We start from the raw sequence: 16744 nt of genomic DNA on the forward strand, positions 1-16744 counted from the left end.
AACTGGTAATAGAGCAGCTCAAACGGGTCTTGGGAATTACTAAAATCGGACTGAGTTGAGTAGAAAAGAGGATCATTTAATGGATAACGCAACGGTGTACCATTTTGTCGGAATTAAAGGATCAGGGATGAGTGCCCTCGCCTTGATTTTACATGATAAGGGTTTTCAAGTTCAGGGCTCAGATATCACGCAGTATACGTTTACCCAACGGGGATTGGAAAAGGCCGATATTAAGGTCATGCCCTTTGACGAAGCCAATATTCACCAGGGGTTAACGGTGATTGCCGGGAATTCGTTTACCGATGACCATCCTGAAATCAAAAAGGCGCGGGAGATGGGACTGCCCGTTTACCGTTACCATGAATTCTTGGGCCACCTGATTGAAGGTTACACCAGTATTGGGGTCGCCGGCGCTCACGGAAAGACCAGTACGACGGGCCTGTTATCGCACGTCTTGAGTGGCGTGGCGCCAACTTCCTACTTAATTGGTGATGGGACTGGTAAGGGGACGCCTAATGCTCGGTTCTTCGTGTACGAGGCGGATGAATACCGGCGCCACTTCTTGGCAACTAGCCCTGACTATGCCATCATGACCAACATCGACTTCGACCACCCGGACTATTACACGGGAATCGATGATGTATACAGCGCCTTTGAGACCTGGGCTAACCAGGTTAAGAAGGGCATCTTTGCTTGGGGGGATGACCCTGAGTTGCGGAAGTTGAAAACGGATGTGCCCGTCTACTACTACGGGACCAATGACCGGGATGACTTCCAAGCTAAGAATATCAAGCGGTCGACTACGGGCTCGAACTTTGACGTTTACCATGATGGCAAGTGCCTGGGCAATTTTGAGATCCACCTGTTTGGGGAACACAACGTTCTGAACAGCCTGGCCGTCATTGCGGTGGCTTACTTTGAAAAGGTCAATATGGACGAAATTAAGCGTGAATTGGCTGACTTCAAAGGGGTCAAGCGCCGGTTTACGGAGCGTAAAGTCGCCGATATGACGATCATTGATGACTACGCACACCATCCATCCGAAATCAAGGCGACGTTGGACGCCGCTCGGCAAAAGTATCCAGACAAGGAGATCATTGCGGTCTTCCAGCCCCATACCTTTAGCCGGACGATTGCGCTGATGGACGACTTTGCCAAGAGTCTCAACTTGGCGGATAAAGTCTACCTGACCAACATCTTCAGTTCTGCCCGGGAGACGCAAGGTGCGGTCTCCAGTAAGGACTTAGCTGCGAAGATCAGTAAGGGTGGCGAAATCCTGACGGTCGACAACATGTCACCGTTACTGGACTACCACGATGCCGTTGTGGTCTTCATGGGTGCCGGTGACGTTCAGAAGTATGAACGGGCCTACGAAGATTTACTGAGTCACTTGTCCTTAAAGAATAACTAAACATTGAATTAAATGGCTGTCACTCCGATTAGGGAATGACAGCCATTTTTTAGCGAGGCAAGTAACCATTAACCTGGTAGTAATGGCGACTGAGTGTTGTAATTTGAGCTTGAATGGCCGTATTAGCGGGAATCAGAAACATAAGGTGGTGAAGCACGCTTAACCAGTTGTGTAGGCGGGCGACACTGCTTAAGTCGTCAAAATCAAAGCCGTGCCAGAGCTGTTGGTCAGTCGTTGCTAGCCAATTCTTTAACTGGTCGGTCGTTAAATGGTGGGCCTGAGACGCCATCACAAGGGTCATGGCCAAGCGGGGTTCTTCGTCAAATTGAAAGACCTGAGTTTGGCGCAACAGGACCGTCGTCAAGGCATGTAGAGCGGTCGGGACGGCGTCGGGTGGGAACGCCGGGTGAGCCCAGGCAGTCCCCAATAGGTCAGCACCATGGGAGACCCCGTCAGCCCAACCGTTTACTGTCCAGCCACGTTGGTCGGTTTCACGGGGCAAATAAGTCAGCGCATCGTTGAAAAAATGGTCGCGCAACTTGGGAGTCACCCAATGGGTCTGGGCGTCATCGCTTAGGACTAACGCGGTTAATAGTGCAGTGAAGGTTCGCAGAAAAACTAGGGGACTTTGGGGGCCGTCAATGGATGCAAAGAGATCGTGATTTTGAATCAAGTGTTGGGCAATCCGATTTTTCTGATCAAGTGAAAGCGTCTGATGCTCGAATTGCTGGGCAAAGAGACTGTAAATCGTCTGGTCACGGACCGTCGGATCAAGGGCACCAATGTTGGCCAACATCAGGGTTAATTGAGCTGGTGTGAGGGCTTGGTCGGGGTGAGTCAGGGCCTGTTGCAGGGTTAAAAACTGGGGTGCCATGGTCACATCTCCTTAGAATTTATTTAAAATCGATTTGCAGATGAGGTTACTTTTGGTAGTCGCTAAATACGCGAACCCGTGTTTAGGTTCCGGCAAACCTACGGATTTGGGGACGTGGTTTGGGCGGAGGCGGCCTCCAACGTTGCACCAATCTTAGCATATGACTTGCTGGGCGTGACTAAAAAAGTGCCGTAATAAGGGGGTATCGTGATTTAACGGTGGATATTGGGGAATTATTAGACAGATTATTGGCCCTTTAGCGACGAATTTGCTAAACTATATCCCAGAAACCAAAAAAGTAGCTACACTTTGTTGTGATAGCTAAGTCGGGAATTGATTTGAAAAAGGAGCGTTTAAATGAACAATTATGAACAACAGCCCCGCGAGACGATTAATACCCAAGTTGGCCTGAATCGTTTTCTGACCAAGATGTTTGGTTGGATGGGGTTAGCGGTGTTAGTCTCTGCGTTGACCGCTTATCTGATGGTTACCAATGGTTCAGCAAGTATGATGCGTGGTGGTGGGATGTTGGTCGGTCTGATCGTCTGGTTCATCTTACCATTCGTGATTAGTGCCCAATCGATGAAACGGCCCACGGTCGCTTTCGGAGGCCTGATGGTGTACGCCGTGATTACTGGAGCTGTTATTTCCAGTTATGCCTTTGTCTACACGGGAGCCGCGATGGCACAAGCCTTTGTCTCGAGTGCGGCCGTCTTCTTGACCATGTCCGTGATTGGCTTAACCACTAAGCGAGATCTGTCACGGATTGGGACTCAGGCCACTGCGGCATTGATCGGATTGATTGTCGCCATGGTGATCAACCTCTTCTTGCGGAGCCCAATGATTTCGTTAATTTTCTCGTTCATTGCGGTGATTATCTTCTCCGTTTTGACGGCTTGGGATACGCAAAAGATGCAGAAGTTGTACTTGCAGTATGGGGATCAAGTTTCCGTAACTGGTTTGGCCGTTACGGGGGCGTTACAACTGTACTTAGACTTCGTGAACTTGTTCTTACAACTCTTACAAATTATCGGGATTTTTGGTGGCGGCAGTCGCGATTAATCTTGAAAAATGACTTAGGGAAGTCCCGGCTGAGGCCGGGACTTTTTTTGCGATGGCGGAAACCCAATCTTCCAGTGACTGGCGCTTGTCTGGAGATGAGCAGGTCAACGGCAGTCAGGCTGAATTTGGGCAGCATTAGTGCTTCGTGAGCCGAGGATTGACTTGGCACAATGACTCAAAAGCAAGCAGACTACCGGAACCGACGCTAATTTCTCCCAGCTTACTGATTTTTGCCCCATTCACTGGGGCTTTCCCTAGGTTTTGTTTCGGATTTGACGCGTTTTTTGGTAAAATAGACCCAGAATAGACGAACGCGACAGAAGAGCTGTCGCGTGGAAGGAGCCCACTATGGCGGAGAAACGATTGTTATTGATCGATGGCAACAGTGTTGCGTTTAAAGCCTTTTTTGCCCTGTACACCTCATTAGGTCGGTTTACCAATGGGGATGGGTTACACACGAACGCCATTTATGGCTTCAACACGATGTTAGAGACCATGCTGGATAAGGTTCAACCGACACATGCGTTAGTGGCCTTTGATGCCGGTAAGGTCACGTTTCGGACCAAAATGTATGACGATTATAAGGGGGGCCGTGCGAAGACCGCACCGGAGCTGTCTGAACAGTTCCCATACCTGAAGAAATTATTAGAGGCTCGGGGAATCAAGACCTACGAACTGCCGAACTATGAAGCTGACGACATTATTGGGACGACGGCTAAGCGCGCGGAGGCGGCTGGTTTCACGATCACCATCGTAACGGGAGATCGGGATCTGACCCAGTTGGCCAACGACCATACCACCGTGGCCATCTCTAAAAAAGGGGTCAGCGAAATAGAACGGTACACGCCCGCTTACGTGAAAGAAAAGATGGGCGTGACCCCGGAACAGATTATTGATATCAAGGGCCTTCAAGGCGATAATTCAGATAATTACCCGGGGGTTACAGGGGTTGGCCCTAAGCGTGCGGTTGACCTCATCGACCAATACGGTAGCGTTGAGGGCGTCTATGACCACATTGATGAGATTACGGCGAAGAAACTTAAGGAACATCTGGTGGCCGATAAGGACCAAGCCTTCTTGTCGAAAAAACTGGCCACGATTAATCGAGACGCACCGGTCGATCTGATCTTAGGGGACCTAACCTATGCGGGGCCTGATCGAGATGCCTTGATCGCGTTTTACCAACAGATGGGCTTTCGTAAGTTCTTACAGGGGATGTCGGTGGATGGCGTGACGCCTTCTGCGACCCCTGGTTTGAAAGCCATTGCGTATACGGTCTTAACAGCCGATAACCTGGCGGATGTCCAGGTGACGGATGAGTGTGCCTTCTACCTAGAAATGGATGGGGACAATTATCATCTGGCCAAGTTTGCGGGCTTTGTTATCGGTCACGATGACCACTGGTGGGTCAGTCGAGACGTTTCGTTGTTACAGATGGCGCCCCTTAAGCAGCTGTTGGAGAATGCACAGGTTGCCAAAAAGGTCTTTGATGCCAAACGGACCTATGTCGGGTTGAACCGGTTAGGCATCACGCTGGCCGGTGTGGATGGTGACCTATTACTCTGCTCGTACCTGCTGAACACTTACGACAATAGCAATGACTTGGGACGGGTTGCCGCAGAACACGGGTATGACCAGGTAGAGACGGATGAAGACGTGTATGGTCGGGGAGCTAAGCGTGCTATTCCGACGGATGATACGGTGTTCTTCAAACATTTAGCCCGAAAGGCACAAGCGATTGCCCGGTTGAAACAGACCTTGTTTAAAGATCTAGAAGAAAATGACCAGGCGGAGCTGTATCGTCAGATTGAACGCCCCATGGCCTTCGTCTTAGCACGGATGGAAATCGAAGGCATCACGGTCGATGCCGACGAGTTACGGGCAATGGGCAGTAAATTTAGCGAACAGCTAGCCGAGATTGAGCAAACGATTTACCAAGAAGCGGGTGAAGAGTTCAACATTGGTTCGCCTAAGCAACTGGGCCACATCCTATTCGAAAAGATGCACCTGCCCGTGTTGAAGAAGACCAAGACGGGGTATTCAACGGCGGTAGGCGTCCTAGAAAAACTGGCCGCGGACGCACCCATCGCTGAGAACATTCTGAAGTACCGAAAGATTGCGAAGATTCAATCGACCTATGTCGAGGGACTTCTAAAAGTGATCAATCCCACTGACCACAAGGTTCACACGCGGTACTTGCAGACGTTAACGCAGACGGGACGGCTCTCGTCGGTCGACCCGAACTTGCAAAACATTCCTGTGCGGACGGAAGAGGGGAAAGCAATTCGGAAGGCCTTTGTTCCACGCCATCCGGGCTGGCAGATCTTCTCTTCAGACTATTCGCAGATTGAACTGCGAGTCTTGGCTCACATGAGTCACGATGCGAACATGCAAGAAGCGTTCCGGGAGGGTGAAGACATTCACGCGGCAACGGCCCGGCGAATCTTTAAGCTGGGGCCGGACCAAGAAGTGACGCCGAATATTCGGCGTCAAGCCAAGGCGGTCAATTTCGGCATCGTCTACGGCATTAGTGACTTCGGTCTGTCCCAAAACATTGGGATTTCCCGGAAGCAGGCTAAGCAATTTATCGAGACCTACTTCGAAGAGTACCCGGGTGTTAAAGCCTACACGGAACACATGGTGCAGGTCGCCCATGATCAGGGGTATGTCGAGACGATTGCCCACCGGCGGCGTTATCTGCCAGACATTAACTCGCGGAACTTTAACCAACGCTCCTTTGCGGAACGGACGGCGATGAATACACCTATTCAAGGTAGTGCAGCTGATATTATTAAGATTGCGATGATTCACATGGAGAAAGCCTTGCAGGGGATGCAAGCCACCATGTTGTTACAGGTTCACGATGAGTTGATCTTTGAGGCGCCGGCCGAAGAGATTCCAACGCTGGCTAAGTTAGTGCCGAAGATCATGGATTCGGCAGTGAAGCTAGAGATTCCGTTGAAGGTTGAAAGTCATGCGGGTCCGACCTGGTACGATTTGAAGTAGCCAGATAACGGGTAAGAAGCGGTTAAGCTAGTCAGAGAAAGGGCGATAAGATGCCAGAATTACCAGAAGTTGAAACGGTTCGGCGGGGCCTGACCCAGTTAGTGGGGGGCGCCACGATTGATCACGTGGAGGTCCTTTACCCTAAGATGGTGACGCCGGATGCCGAAGTGTTTACGGCCGAATTGATCGGTCGCAAAATTGAAAAGATCGATCGCCGGGGAAAGTATTTACTCTTCCGGTTCAGTGGTCAGCTGACGATGGTGTCCCATCTGCGGATGGAAGGAAAGTATGACGTTCAGCCCGAGGGCAGTCCGGTCACGAAGCACACGCACGTGATTTTTCACCTGACCGATAACCGTGAACTCCGCTACACGGATACCCGGAAGTTTGGCCGGATGCGGCTGGTTCCGACGGGGACCGAAGCGGAAGCCTTACCGTCACTGGGAAAGATGGGGCCTGAACCGACCGAAGCGACCCTGACGCTGGCTTACATGCAGCAAATTTTTGGAAAGTCGCATAAGATTATCAAGCCCTTCTTACTGGATCAATCCCGAATCGCTGGGTTGGGGAATATCTATGCTGACGAAGTGCTGTGGTTGTCAAAAATCAACCCATTGACGCCAGTGGACACGTTAACCAAGGACCAGTTGGTGACGTTACGGCAAGCAATCATTGACGAGATTCAAAGGGCGATTGCGGGCCACGGCACCACGGTCCATTCGTTCTCGACGGCTTTTGGGGATGCGGGGCATTTCCAAAATGACCTGCACGTTTACGGCCACGAGGGTGAGCCTTGTGAGCGGTGCGGAACCGAAATCGTGAAGATCAAGGTTGCTCAGCGGGGAACCCATTTCTGTCCCCATTGTCAACCGTTGCCACCCGATGCCCAGGGGGTCTTGACCGATGACTGAAGTCTGGGGACTCACGGGTGGCATTGCGACGGGGAAGTCTACGGTGAGCGCCTGGTTAAAGCAGGCAGAGATTCCGGTCATTGATGCGGATACGATTGCCCGTCAAGTCGTTGCGCTGGGCACCCCGGGATTACAGCAAATCAGCGCTGCGTTTGGGCCCGATTACTTGCAGGCCGACGGGACGTTGAACCGGGCTAAGCTGGGCCAGTTGGTCTTTCATGATTCGTCCCAATTACAACGACTCAATGCCATTACCACCCCGTTGATTCGGGATGAGATTCGCCGGCAACTGGCGGCTTACCGCGCGCGAAAAGTGCCGGTAGTGATGGTGGATGCGCCTACGCTGTTTGAGGTGGGCTATCTGCAAAAGCTGGTCGATCATGTGATGGTGGTGGCCACCAGTGCCCCGCACCAGAAGCAACGGTTAATGGCTCGCAACGGGTATACCGCAGCGGATGCCCAAGCCAGAATTGACCGTCAGTGGCCCTTGGCTCAAAAGATTGCGGCTGCGGACGTGGTCATTGATAACGACGGGGACATTACCCAAACACGCCAACAAGTGGTAAAATGGCTTGACATGAATAAATTTGGAAAAACGAATCAGGTAAAATGAGGTGACCAACTATGCAGTGTCCGCACTGTCATCATAACGGGTCACGAGTCGTCGACAGTCGTCCGACTGACGATGGTCGCGTGATTCGCCGCCGTCGGGAGTGCGAGAGCTGCGGCTTTCGGTTCACGACGTTTGAGCGCGTGGAAGTCACACCGCTCCTGGTGATTAAGAAGAACGGGACTCGGGAAGAGTTCAATCGAGAAAAGATTTTACGGGGAATTATTCGCTCGGCCGAAAAACGTCCGGTGGGTATGGACGCCATGACCCAAATTGTTGATGAGGTTGAAAATAAGATTCGGGCGTTAGGCGTCAATGAAATTTCCAGCCAGGTCATTGGGGAATACGTCATGAACCGGTTGGTCGACGTTGACGAAATTGCCTATATTCGGTTTGCGAGTGTTTACCGGCAGTTTAAGGATACGGGGGTTTTCTTCAACGAACTGAAGGATATCTTGGATAAGGATAAGCTGAAACAGGGTAAATCCAAGCCGAAAAAGGACTAAAGTGAGGCGAGATAACGGATGGAGGATTCTTGGCATCAATTGACCCCCCGAACAGGGTTCGTGGTTCGACTGGCTGATCGCGTGACGGATCAGAGTTGGCAGACCTTGACGCAACTCTATCAACCCATTATTGGTCCAGTGGCTGCTGCGTTATACAGCAGCCTCTTTTGGCTACCGGAACGCGAACAATTGCACCGGCACGGCCGGTTGTTAGCCGGATTAGGCATTGATCTAGAGCACTTGTACGCCGCACGGTTGCGCTTGGAAGCCACAGGGTTACTGACAACGACGGTGAAGACGGCTAACGATTTGACCACCTTTTGCTACACGTTACGCGCCCCGTTAACGCCTGCGCGCTTCTTTAACGATGATCTCTTAAGCGTTCAATTACTGGGGGTGCTCGGTGAGGAGAGCTATCAGACCTTGTTGGCCACGGCGACAGTTGTGACGCCCGCTGCCGATGAACAGGACATTACTAAGAATTTTTTGGAAGTCTTTCACGTGGATGGCCACGAGCTCAGTCAGTTGCCCGCTGCCGTGACGGCCGGGCGACACCAGATAACGGCTAAGCCGGCTGAACCGGCTGTGGATTCGCCAGCAACGGACTTTGATTTTCACTTGCTGGGTGAAATCTTAAAACGGTCTTACGTGGATGCCCAGGCCTTGCAACCCTACCGGGAATTACTGGTTACTGAACATGTGACTTATGGGTTAGACGAGCCAACCATGGCCCGTTACATTGGCGAGGCCACTGACCTGGCCACGAACGCGTTTGACCCGGAACGCTTTAAGCGGGTAGTTGCCCGCCACTTCGAACAGCAACATCCGGGCCAACCGGTTCAATCGCCGGCCTCCCCGACACCGACCCCGGCTGCAGTTAAGTCGACGGCCGAGCAGACGGTGCTTCAGATGGCCAGTCAGATGACTCCGGCAAACTTTCTGGAAGCCATTAAGCAGCAAACGGGGGGCTTTGTGACCTCGGGAGAACAACGTATCATTCGTGACCTAGTGGGCCGGCAACTCTTTTCCCAAGGCGTTCTGAACATGATGGTGTACCACGTCTTGGTGGACGAGGAACGCCCGACCCTGAATAAGGCGTTGCTGGATACGATTGCCAATGATTGGAGTCAATCGAAGGTCGCGACCCCTCAACAGGCGGTCGTGAAGATTCGGGAGCGACAGCAGGCAGCTAAGCAGCCGCGCTCACGGGCAACGGGCTCTCGTCGGAACGCCACGACGGTCAAGGAGACGTTACCGGAATGGGCTAAGGCGCCCGCGGCCACTAAGGCGGCTAAGCAACCGCAGTTATCGGATCAACAAAAACAAAAACTTAACGCCCGAATTGCCCGATTTAAGCAACGGCGTTCTGGGAAGGAGGATTCCTGATGGAAGATGTCAGTAAAGCCATGCAACAGCTGATGAGCCAGCGACACCTGAATGCAAATTACCGCCAGCTAATGGCCAAGGTCTATGCCGACCAGACGGTCCAGCAGTTTTATCACGACCATAAGGCGGAGTTGGCGGAAGACGTTTTGGACCGCTCGGCAGCTAAACTCTATGAATTCGTGAGCGAACGGGCCAAGGTGGCACAAGGTGGCGAAACGTTTGCGGCGGGGTATGAACCGCAATTGATTGTCTCGAATCACCTGATCGATGTGGCCTATGTTCCGACTAAGGCCACCCAAGAAAAGCAGGCCCAGCAGCAGTTGCGGCAACGAGTCCGGTCGATAGCGATGCCTAAGGATATTCGGAACGCACAGCTCGATAACTTTGACCACGATGAAGAGCGGATGGAGGCCCTGATGGCCGCTTATGACTTCATCGAGACCTACGAGGCGAGTCCTCATCGGCGTCACCAGGCCCTATACTTGGCCGGTAGTTTTGGAGTGGGCAAGACCTACCTCTTAGCGGCGATTGCCAATCAGCTGGCCAACGATGGCTTCTCCAGCACGTTAGTTCACTTTCCGAGTTTTGCGGTGGAGATGAAGAACGCGATTGCCCAGAACGGCGTTGGGGATAAGTTGGACGCGTTGAAGCGCGCCCCGGTATTAATGATCGATGACATTGGCGCGGATGCCATGTCAGCGTGGGTCCGGGATGATATCTTAGGCGTTATTTTGGAGTACCGGATGCAAGAAGAGTTACCGACGTTCTTTAGTTCGAATTTCTCGATGGCTCAGTTGGAGAACGAACACCTGCGGATCTCATCGCGCGGGGATGACGAACCTCTTAAAGCGCAACGGTTAATGCAACGGATTCGGTTTTTATCACGGGAGATCACCATGGTAGGGGTCAACCGCCGGCCGCAATAAATTTGAGGTTACCGCTTGACAACTTTTGGCTGCGAGTGTTTAATAGTCCTTGAAGCCAATTAAAAGCTAAGACGAGAGATACGATGCATTGTGGTTCGTCTCCAGGAAGAGGAAACCTAGATTGGAAGTTTCCTTAGTCGGCCCAATGCATTACCGCTTTCGCAGCTGTCAGAAGGAAAATTTCTGGCCGGTTCGTTCCGTTATCGACGATTAGAGTTCACGGGCGTAGTCTCGTGAAGAATATCGGGTGGAACCACGTTAATTAGACGTCCCCAGTGTCCTTAATGGATGCTGGGGACTTTTTGCGTTGACTGCTCAAAACACACAAGGGAGATCATACCATGGCAGAAATTTCAATTAAGTTCCCTGACGGCAAGGTTCAATCCTTTGCTGAAGGGACGACGCCAGCTGACGTCGCCGAATCCATTTCCATTAGCTTAGCCAAGAAAGCCGTTGCGGCAAAGTACAACGGTGAACTGGTTGATTACCTGACCCCACTGAAGGGTGACGGTGACATCGAAATCGTGACGAAGAGTGATGCAGACGGCTTAGCAGTTCTGCGGAACACCACGGCGGCTTTGCTGCGGATTGCCTTGAAGAAGGAATTCCCAGCTATTCGCTTGGGTGAAGTTAGCGCTGACGATGACGGCTTTTACGTCGATACGGATAAGGATGACCAACAAGTCAGCGTTGACGAGTTGGATGCCTTAGCAGTCATCGTGGACAAGTTGGTCAAGGACCACTTGGACATCAAGCGGGTCGCTTTGAGCAAGGCTGATGCTTTGGCAACGGTCAAGGATGATCAGTTCAGTACGGCTCTGATCAACGCCATTGACGGCGACCAAGTGCCTTTCTTACAGATTGGAGACTACCAAGTCTTAAGTGATGGCGCCCAATTGGCGAACACCAAGGACGTTAAGCAGTTCAAGTTCCTGTCAGTTGCCGGTGCCTACTGGCAAGGCAAGTCTTCGAACCCAATGCTGCAACGGATCTACGGGACGGCCTTCTACAAGGAAGCTGATTTAAAGGCTGACTTAGCACGGCGGCAAGAAGCCCGCGAGCGGGATCACCGAGTTATCGGGAATCAACTGGACCTGTTTTTCGTTGACCCGAAGGTGGGAGCCGGCTTACCTTACTGGATGCCAAATGGTGCCACGATTCGGCGGACGATTGAACGTTACATCATCGACAAGGAAGTGGCCAACGGTTACCAACACGTTTACACGCCAGTTCTGGCTAACCTGGACTTATACAAGCAATCTGGTCACTGGGCCCACTACCGGGAAGACATGTTCCCACCAATGGACATGGGTGATGGCGAACAATTGGAATTACGGCCAATGAACTGCCCAAGCCACATTCAGATTTACAACCACCACATCCGTTCTTACCGGGAACTGCCATTGCGGATTGCCGAATTAGGGATGATGCACCGTTACGAAAAGTCAGGTGCCCTGAGTGGTCTGCAACGGGTTCGTGAAATGACCTTGAACGATGGGCACACGTTCGTGGCGCCAGACCAGATTCAAGACGAATTCAAGCGCATCTTGAAGTTGATGGTTCAGGTTTACGCTGACTTCGATATCAACGATTACACGTTCCGGTTAAGCTACCGGGATCCTAAGAACACTGAAAAGTACTTCGCCGATGACGAGATGTGGAACAAGGCACAAACCATGTTGAAGGGTGCCATGGACGACTTAGGTCTTGACTACGTTGAGGCTGAAGGGGAAGCGGCCTTCTACGGTCCTAAGCTGGACGTCCAGACTAAGACGGCTCTGGGGAACGAAGAAACGTTATCCACGATTCAATTAGACTTCATGTTGCCAGAACGGTTCGACCTGCACTACATCGGTGCTGATGGTGAAGAACACCGTCCAGTGATGATTCACCGTGGTTTGGTTTCCACGATGGAACGGTTCACGGCTTACCTGACTGAAATCTACAAGGGCGCCTTCCCAACCTGGTTGGCACCTAAGCAAGTCACGATTATCCCTGTTTCCGAAGAAAAGCATGGTGCTTACGCGGATAAGCTAGCTGCTGAGATGAAGGCTGCGAACATTCGGGTCAACGTCGACAAGCGGGGCGAAAAGATGGGTTACCTGATTCGGGATGCCCAAACGCACAAGATTCCATACACGTTAGTGGTTGGGGAACAAGAAATGGCTAACGGCAGTGTATCTGTACGGAAGTACGGGGAAGACGATGCGCAATCCATGAGCAGTGCCGACTTCATGAAGGAAATTCTGGACGACATTGCATCCTACAGTCGTGATGGAGACAGCACGGGTGAAGAAAGCCAAGTTGAAAAGAAGTTAGACCAAGACTAGTTCACCGGTCGGTGGATGAAGCTAGGTTGACGATTAGCCATTGTTTTGGGAAAAGCAGTTGACATCCGCAACTGGTCCTGATATGATGGTTAAGTTGAGAAATTAAGCAGAGGCTACCGCTTCTCGCCTTGTGACTAAGTTGCTGGGCTGGATATGCACGTTAGTTCCGTTCTTTAGAATGGAATTTCTTGCGGGAGCCGTTTGATTTTCATCAAAGGTTCCCGCATTTTTTGTCTCATGTGGTTCTCAAGATTATTTTGGAGGTGGATTACCATAGCAAACGACACGATTGTCAACGAGGGGATTCGCGCACGCGAAGTTCGGTTGATTGCCGATAACGGTGACCAATTAGGAATCAAGTCCAAGCGCGATGCATTACAGATCGCTGAAGACGCCAACCTCGATTTAGTTTTGGTTGCACCGAAAGCTAAGCCACCCGTAGCCCGGATCATGGATTACGGGAAGTACCGGTTCGAGTTGCAGAAGAAGCAACGCGAAGCTCGGAAAAAGCAAAAAGTGGTCAGTGTTAAGGAAGTGCGTCTGAGTCCTACCATTGATACCAACGACTTTAACTTTAAGTTGAAGAACGCTAAGAAGTTCTTGACTAAGGGTGAAAAGGTTCGGGTCTCAATCCGGTTCAAGGGTCGGGCCATTACCCATAAAGACATTGGTCGCGAAGTACTCAATCGCATGGCAGAAGAAACTTCTGACGTGGCAACGGTTGAACAACGGCCAAAGATGGATGGTCGGAGCATGTTTTTGATGCTCTCACCCATTGAGAAAAAGTAAGAGTTGATTGTGTAGCTTCGGCTACGAACTTAAGGAGGATTTTTCGTACTATGCCAAAGATGAAGACTAACCGCGCTGCAGCCAAGCGTTTCAAAGTAACTGCTAAGGGCGGTATCAAGAGTGCTAATGCTTACACGTCTCACCGTTTCCACGGTAAGACCAAGAAGCAACGCCGGAACCTTCGTGGGACCCGGATGATGGATCAAACGACTATCAAGACTTACCGGAGCTTATTACAAAAGTAATTCTCGGGTATTCGGTCGTTAAAATTTCGGGTGGACGATGAATCGTCCCCATAATGTTTGAATTGATTTAGGAGGAAAAGATTATGCCACGAGTTAAAGGCGGTAATGTTACACGCGCACGTCGTAAGAAAGTTTTAAAGTTAGCTAAGGGTTACCGGGGCTCCAAGCACCGTTTATTCAAGGTTGCTAAGGACCAAGTTCGGAAGGGTTACCAATACTCCTTCCGTGACCGTAAAGCTACGAAGCGTAACTTCCGTAAGCTTTGGATTGCCCGGATCAACGCCGCAGCCCGGATGAACGGTCTGAGCTACAGCAAGTTGATGCACGGTTTGAAGTTAGCCAACATTGATGTTAACCGGAAGATGTTAGCCGACTTAGCTGTGAACGATGCAGCTGCCTTCACTGCTTTAGCTGACCAAGCTAAGCAAGCATTGGCTGCTTAATTTCAGTCGATGAAAAGACTTCGCTGACTTTCAGCGGGGTCTTTTTTATTTTTGCGGGTCGCCAAGAACAGTCGCTAAGATGGCCCATGGGTCTTAGGTGGCGGCGGTGCGGTTCGTGAACACCATGGGTGGTAAAATAACCAGATATTGCGTATAATGAAGTGCTAGATATGCCAGTATGGCATTGGCACGAAGGGAGGAGTCACCCGCATGGTTGCTGGATTTAAACCCACGTGGATGGTTACGAACATATATGATTTGACCCCCGCCGATTTGAAGGCGCAAGGGATTCGAGCAGTCTTGACCGATTTGGACAATACCTTGATTGCTTGGAACAATCCGGATGGAACGCCGGAATTACGTCACTGGCTCAATTTATTAGAATTAGCCGGGATTCGGGTGATCGTGGTTTCCAACAACAGTCGCCAGCGGGTGGACCGGGCCGTTGCCCCGTTTAAGTTACCGTATATTCACCGCGCACTGAAGCCGTTGTCGTGGGGGCTCAAGCGGGCCTTGACCCGTTGGCACCTCCGCCGCGATGAAGTGGTGATGGTCGGTGATCAGTTATTGACAGACGTTTGGGCGGCCCATAATAGCGGCATTCGTAGTGTGCTAGTCAAGCCGTTGATTCAATCGGACGCCTGGGTCACCAAGGGCAACCGTTTCCTAGAAAAAATTGTGATGTGGCGGTTACGCCGCGTCTATCCAGAGTTAACTTGGCAGGAGGATTTAAATGAACGAAAAACACATTGACCCCGTCTTAGTGGACGGGGAACCGTTACGTTGCATTGGGTGTGGTGCAATGATTCAAACAACGGATAAGACGGCACCGGGGTATACGCCTCAGTCCGCCTTGGATAAGGGCATTGAAACCAACGAAGTCTATTGCCAACGGTGCTTCCGGTTACGGAACTACAATGAAATTACGCCAGTCGGGTTGACCGATGACGATTTCTTAAACCTGTTGACGCAGATTCAAGACGCAAATGCCCTGATCGTGTATGTTGTCGACATCTTTGACTTTAACGGTAGTGTGATTCCAGGCCTGCACCGGTTTGTCGGGGATAACCCCGTTCTGCTGGTCGGGAATAAAGAAGACCTCTTGCCAAGTTCGTTGAAGCGCAGCAAGTTGCAAGACTGGTTGCGGCAACGGGCGAATGAAGCGGGCTTGCGGCCAATCGACGTGACGTTATTGAGTGCTAAGACCAACCAGTCGGTCGATAGTCTCCTCGCCAAGATCGACAAATACCGGGGAAACCGCGACGTTTACGTGGTCGGTGTGACCAACGTCGGCAAGTCAACGTTAATTAATCAAATTATCCGGCAGAATACTGGAGTCCGTGACCTGATCACCACATCGCGGTTCCCGGGAACAACTTTGGATAAGATTGAGTTGCCACTAGATGACGACCACGTCCTAGTTGACACGCCGGGGATTATTCAAAACGCACAGATGGCCCATTTCTTAACGGGGAAGGACCTCAAAATCGTGACACCACAGAAACCGATTAAGCCGAAGGTCTATCAGTTGAATGACCAACAGACGTTATTCTTAGGTGGCGTGGCCCGTTTTGATTATGATAAGGGGCCTAAGTCAGGGTTCACGGCTTATTTTGAGAACAACCTATACATTCATCGGACCAAGCTGGCGAACGCCGATGATTGTCGGCAACGGCAGTTAGGGCAACTTCTGACACCACCGCAACCGGAAAACGCTGCCGATTTTCCAGCCTTAGTGGCCCACACCTTTAAGACCACGGCTAAGAGTGACTTAGTCTTTGAAGGCTTAGGGTGGATCACGGTACCAGCAGGTGTCAATGTGACTGGCTGGGCACCCGAGGGTGTTGGCGTCTTGTTACGACGCGCAATGATATAATAATGGAGGAAATAAATTTGTTACGAGGCAAACAAAAACGCTATTTACGGGCACAAGCCCACAACCTGCGGCCCATCTTTTCTGTCGGAAAAAATGGGCTGACCCAGACGTGGTTAGACCAGCTGACGGGAGCCCTGGAGAAGCGGGAACTGATTAAGATTAATCTGCAGCAAAGTGCTGAAGCTACGGTCGCGGAGACCAAGGACTTCATCGAAGGCCATACGGACATTCAAGTCGTTCAAACGATTGGTCGGGTACTGGTGCTGTACCGGCCGGCAACGGATACGGATAATCAACGCTATTCAACGGTGGTTGAAGACATGTAAGGGGGCTAAGCGGTCGTGGTAAAGATCTTAGAACGAACGAGTA

The 16744-nt window shown here is 51.2% G+C and carries 16 protein-coding genes; 15 read left to right on the forward strand and 1 reads right to left on the reverse strand.

The window, feature by feature from the left end; all coding sequences use genetic code 11:
- The first annotated feature begins 79 nt into the window (after positions 1 to 79).
- Positions 80 to 1411, forward strand: coding sequence for a UDP-N-acetylmuramate--L-alanine ligase (gene murC / locus RIN67_RS05470; protein WP_024746535.1), 1332 nt, complete (start codon positions 80 to 82; stop codon positions 1409 to 1411).
- Between the two features lie 49 nt (positions 1412 to 1460).
- On the opposite strand, the gene RIN67_RS05475 is transcribed toward murC, so the two are convergent.
- The gene (locus RIN67_RS05475; RefSeq protein WP_264999042.1) at positions 1461 to 2285 is read right to left on the reverse strand and encodes a DUF2785 domain-containing protein; all 825 of its coding nucleotides are present in this window, start codon (positions 2283 to 2285) and stop codon (positions 1461 to 1463) included.
- Between the two features lie 357 nt (positions 2286 to 2642).
- Here RIN67_RS05475 and RIN67_RS05480 point away from each other — a divergent pair, with 357 nt between their 5' ends.
- The 14 genes from RIN67_RS05480 to yhbY all read left to right on the forward strand — a co-directional run bounded on the left by RIN67_RS05480 (position 2643) and on the right by yhbY (position 16701).
- Entirely contained in the window at positions 2643 to 3347 is a 705-nt protein-coding gene (locus RIN67_RS05480) for a Bax inhibitor-1/YccA family protein (protein ID WP_024746533.1), read from the forward strand.
- A 348-nt stretch (positions 3348 to 3695) separates the two neighbouring features.
- On the forward strand, positions 3696 to 6353 hold the full coding sequence (gene polA, locus RIN67_RS05485) for a DNA polymerase I (RefSeq protein ID WP_264999041.1): 2658 nt from the start codon (positions 3696 to 3698) through the stop codon (positions 6351 to 6353).
- A gap of 50 nt (positions 6354 to 6403) precedes the next feature.
- A complete protein-coding gene (mutM, locus tag RIN67_RS05490; protein ID WP_264999040.1) occupies positions 6404 to 7264 on the forward strand; it encodes a bifunctional DNA-formamidopyrimidine glycosylase/DNA-(apurinic or apyrimidinic site) lyase in 861 nt (286 codons plus the stop codon).
- Entirely contained in the window at positions 7257 to 7877 is a 621-nt protein-coding gene (coaE, locus tag RIN67_RS05495; RefSeq protein WP_264999039.1) for a dephospho-CoA kinase, read from the forward strand. The genes mutM and coaE overlap by 8 nt, the downstream gene beginning before the upstream one ends.
- An 11-nt stretch (positions 7878 to 7888) precedes the next feature.
- A complete protein-coding gene (gene nrdR, locus RIN67_RS05500; RefSeq protein WP_034544880.1) occupies positions 7889 to 8380 on the forward strand; it encodes a transcriptional regulator NrdR in 492 nt (163 codons plus the stop codon).
- A gap of 18 nt (positions 8381 to 8398) precedes the next feature.
- Complete coding sequence (locus tag RIN67_RS05505) at positions 8399 to 9766, forward strand: replication initiation and membrane attachment family protein (protein WP_264999038.1); 1368 nt, start codon at positions 8399 to 8401, stop codon at positions 9764 to 9766.
- Positions 9766 to 10692: a primosomal protein DnaI gene (dnaI, locus tag RIN67_RS05510; RefSeq protein WP_024746528.1), complete on the forward strand. Its 927-nt coding sequence runs from the start codon at positions 9766 to 9768 to the stop codon at positions 10690 to 10692. Before RIN67_RS05505 ends, dnaI begins: the two co-directional genes overlap by 1 nt.
- A 341-nt stretch (positions 10693 to 11033) precedes the next feature.
- On the forward strand, positions 11034 to 13022 hold the full coding sequence (gene thrS / locus RIN67_RS05515) for a threonine--tRNA ligase (RefSeq protein WP_024746527.1): 1989 nt from the start codon (positions 11034 to 11036) through the stop codon (positions 13020 to 13022).
- A 237-nt stretch (positions 13023 to 13259) separates the two neighbouring features.
- Positions 13260 to 13811 carry a translation initiation factor IF-3 gene (infC, locus tag RIN67_RS05520; protein ID WP_081721481.1) on the forward strand — a complete coding sequence of 184 codons (552 nt, stop codon included), beginning with the start codon at positions 13260 to 13262 and terminating at the stop codon, positions 13809 to 13811.
- Positions 13812 to 13861: 50 nt separating this feature from the next.
- On the forward strand, positions 13862 to 14056 hold the full coding sequence (rpmI, locus tag RIN67_RS05525; RefSeq protein ID WP_024746525.1) for a 50S ribosomal protein L35: 195 nt from the start codon (positions 13862 to 13864) through the stop codon (positions 14054 to 14056).
- Positions 14057 to 14139: 83 nt separating this feature from the next.
- Entirely contained in the window at positions 14140 to 14499 is a 360-nt protein-coding gene (gene rplT / locus RIN67_RS05530) for a 50S ribosomal protein L20 (protein ID WP_024746524.1), read from the forward strand.
- 210 nt (positions 14500 to 14709) lie between these two features.
- Positions 14710 to 15252, forward strand: a complete 543-nt coding sequence (locus tag RIN67_RS05535) for a YqeG family HAD IIIA-type phosphatase (RefSeq protein ID WP_264999037.1) — start codon at positions 14710 to 14712, stop codon at positions 15250 to 15252.
- A complete protein-coding gene (gene yqeH / locus RIN67_RS05540; protein WP_264999036.1) occupies positions 15233 to 16375 on the forward strand; it encodes a ribosome biogenesis GTPase YqeH in 1143 nt (380 codons plus the stop codon). The genes RIN67_RS05535 and yqeH overlap by 20 nt, the downstream gene beginning before the upstream one ends.
- 2 nt (positions 16376 to 16377) lie before the next feature.
- The gene (gene yhbY / locus RIN67_RS05545) at positions 16378 to 16701 is read left to right on the forward strand and encodes a ribosome assembly RNA-binding protein YhbY (protein ID WP_034544877.1); all 324 of its coding nucleotides are present in this window, start codon (positions 16378 to 16380) and stop codon (positions 16699 to 16701) included.
- Positions 16702 to 16744: the final 43 nt, after the last annotated feature.

The organism is Levilactobacillus namurensis (assembly GCF_032197885.1).
Taxonomy (GTDB): domain Bacteria; phylum Bacillota; class Bacilli; order Lactobacillales; family Lactobacillaceae; genus Levilactobacillus; species Levilactobacillus namurensis_A.

Excerpts from the sequence above, each read along its gene's own strand:
- murC (WP_024746535.1), top strand. The coding sequence starts at position 80 with ATGGATAACGCAACGGTGTACCATTTTGTCGGAATTAAAGGATCAGGG.
- RIN67_RS05475 (WP_264999042.1), bottom strand. The coding sequence starts at position 2,285 with ATGGCACCCCAGTTTTTAACCCTGCAACAGGCCCTGACTCACCCCGAC.
- RIN67_RS05480 (WP_024746533.1), top strand. The coding sequence starts at position 2,643 with ATGAACAATTATGAACAACAGCCCCGCGAGACGATTAATACCCAAGTT.
- polA (WP_264999041.1), top strand. The coding sequence starts at position 3,696 with ATGGCGGAGAAACGATTGTTATTGATCGATGGCAACAGTGTTGCGTTT.
- mutM (WP_264999040.1), top strand. The coding sequence starts at position 6,404 with ATGCCAGAATTACCAGAAGTTGAAACGGTTCGGCGGGGCCTGACCCAG.
- coaE (WP_264999039.1), top strand. The coding sequence starts at position 7,257 with ATGACTGAAGTCTGGGGACTCACGGGTGGCATTGCGACGGGGAAGTCT.
- nrdR (WP_034544880.1), top strand. The coding sequence starts at position 7,889 with ATGCAGTGTCCGCACTGTCATCATAACGGGTCACGAGTCGTCGACAGT.
- RIN67_RS05505 (WP_264999038.1), top strand. The coding sequence starts at position 8,399 with ATGGAGGATTCTTGGCATCAATTGACCCCCCGAACAGGGTTCGTGGTT.
- dnaI (WP_024746528.1), top strand. The coding sequence starts at position 9,766 with ATGGAAGATGTCAGTAAAGCCATGCAACAGCTGATGAGCCAGCGACAC.
- thrS (WP_024746527.1), top strand. The coding sequence starts at position 11,034 with ATGGCAGAAATTTCAATTAAGTTCCCTGACGGCAAGGTTCAATCCTTT.
- infC (WP_081721481.1), top strand. The coding sequence starts at position 13,260 with ATGTGGTTCTCAAGATTATTTTGGAGGTGGATTACCATAGCAAACGAC.
- rpmI (WP_024746525.1), top strand. The coding sequence starts at position 13,862 with ATGCCAAAGATGAAGACTAACCGCGCTGCAGCCAAGCGTTTCAAAGTA.
- rplT (WP_024746524.1), top strand. The coding sequence starts at position 14,140 with ATGCCACGAGTTAAAGGCGGTAATGTTACACGCGCACGTCGTAAGAAA.
- RIN67_RS05535 (WP_264999037.1), top strand. The coding sequence starts at position 14,710 with ATGGTTGCTGGATTTAAACCCACGTGGATGGTTACGAACATATATGAT.
- yqeH (WP_264999036.1), top strand. The coding sequence starts at position 15,233 with ATGAACGAAAAACACATTGACCCCGTCTTAGTGGACGGGGAACCGTTA.
- yhbY (WP_034544877.1), top strand. The coding sequence starts at position 16,378 with ATGGAGGAAATAAATTTGTTACGAGGCAAACAAAAACGCTATTTACGG.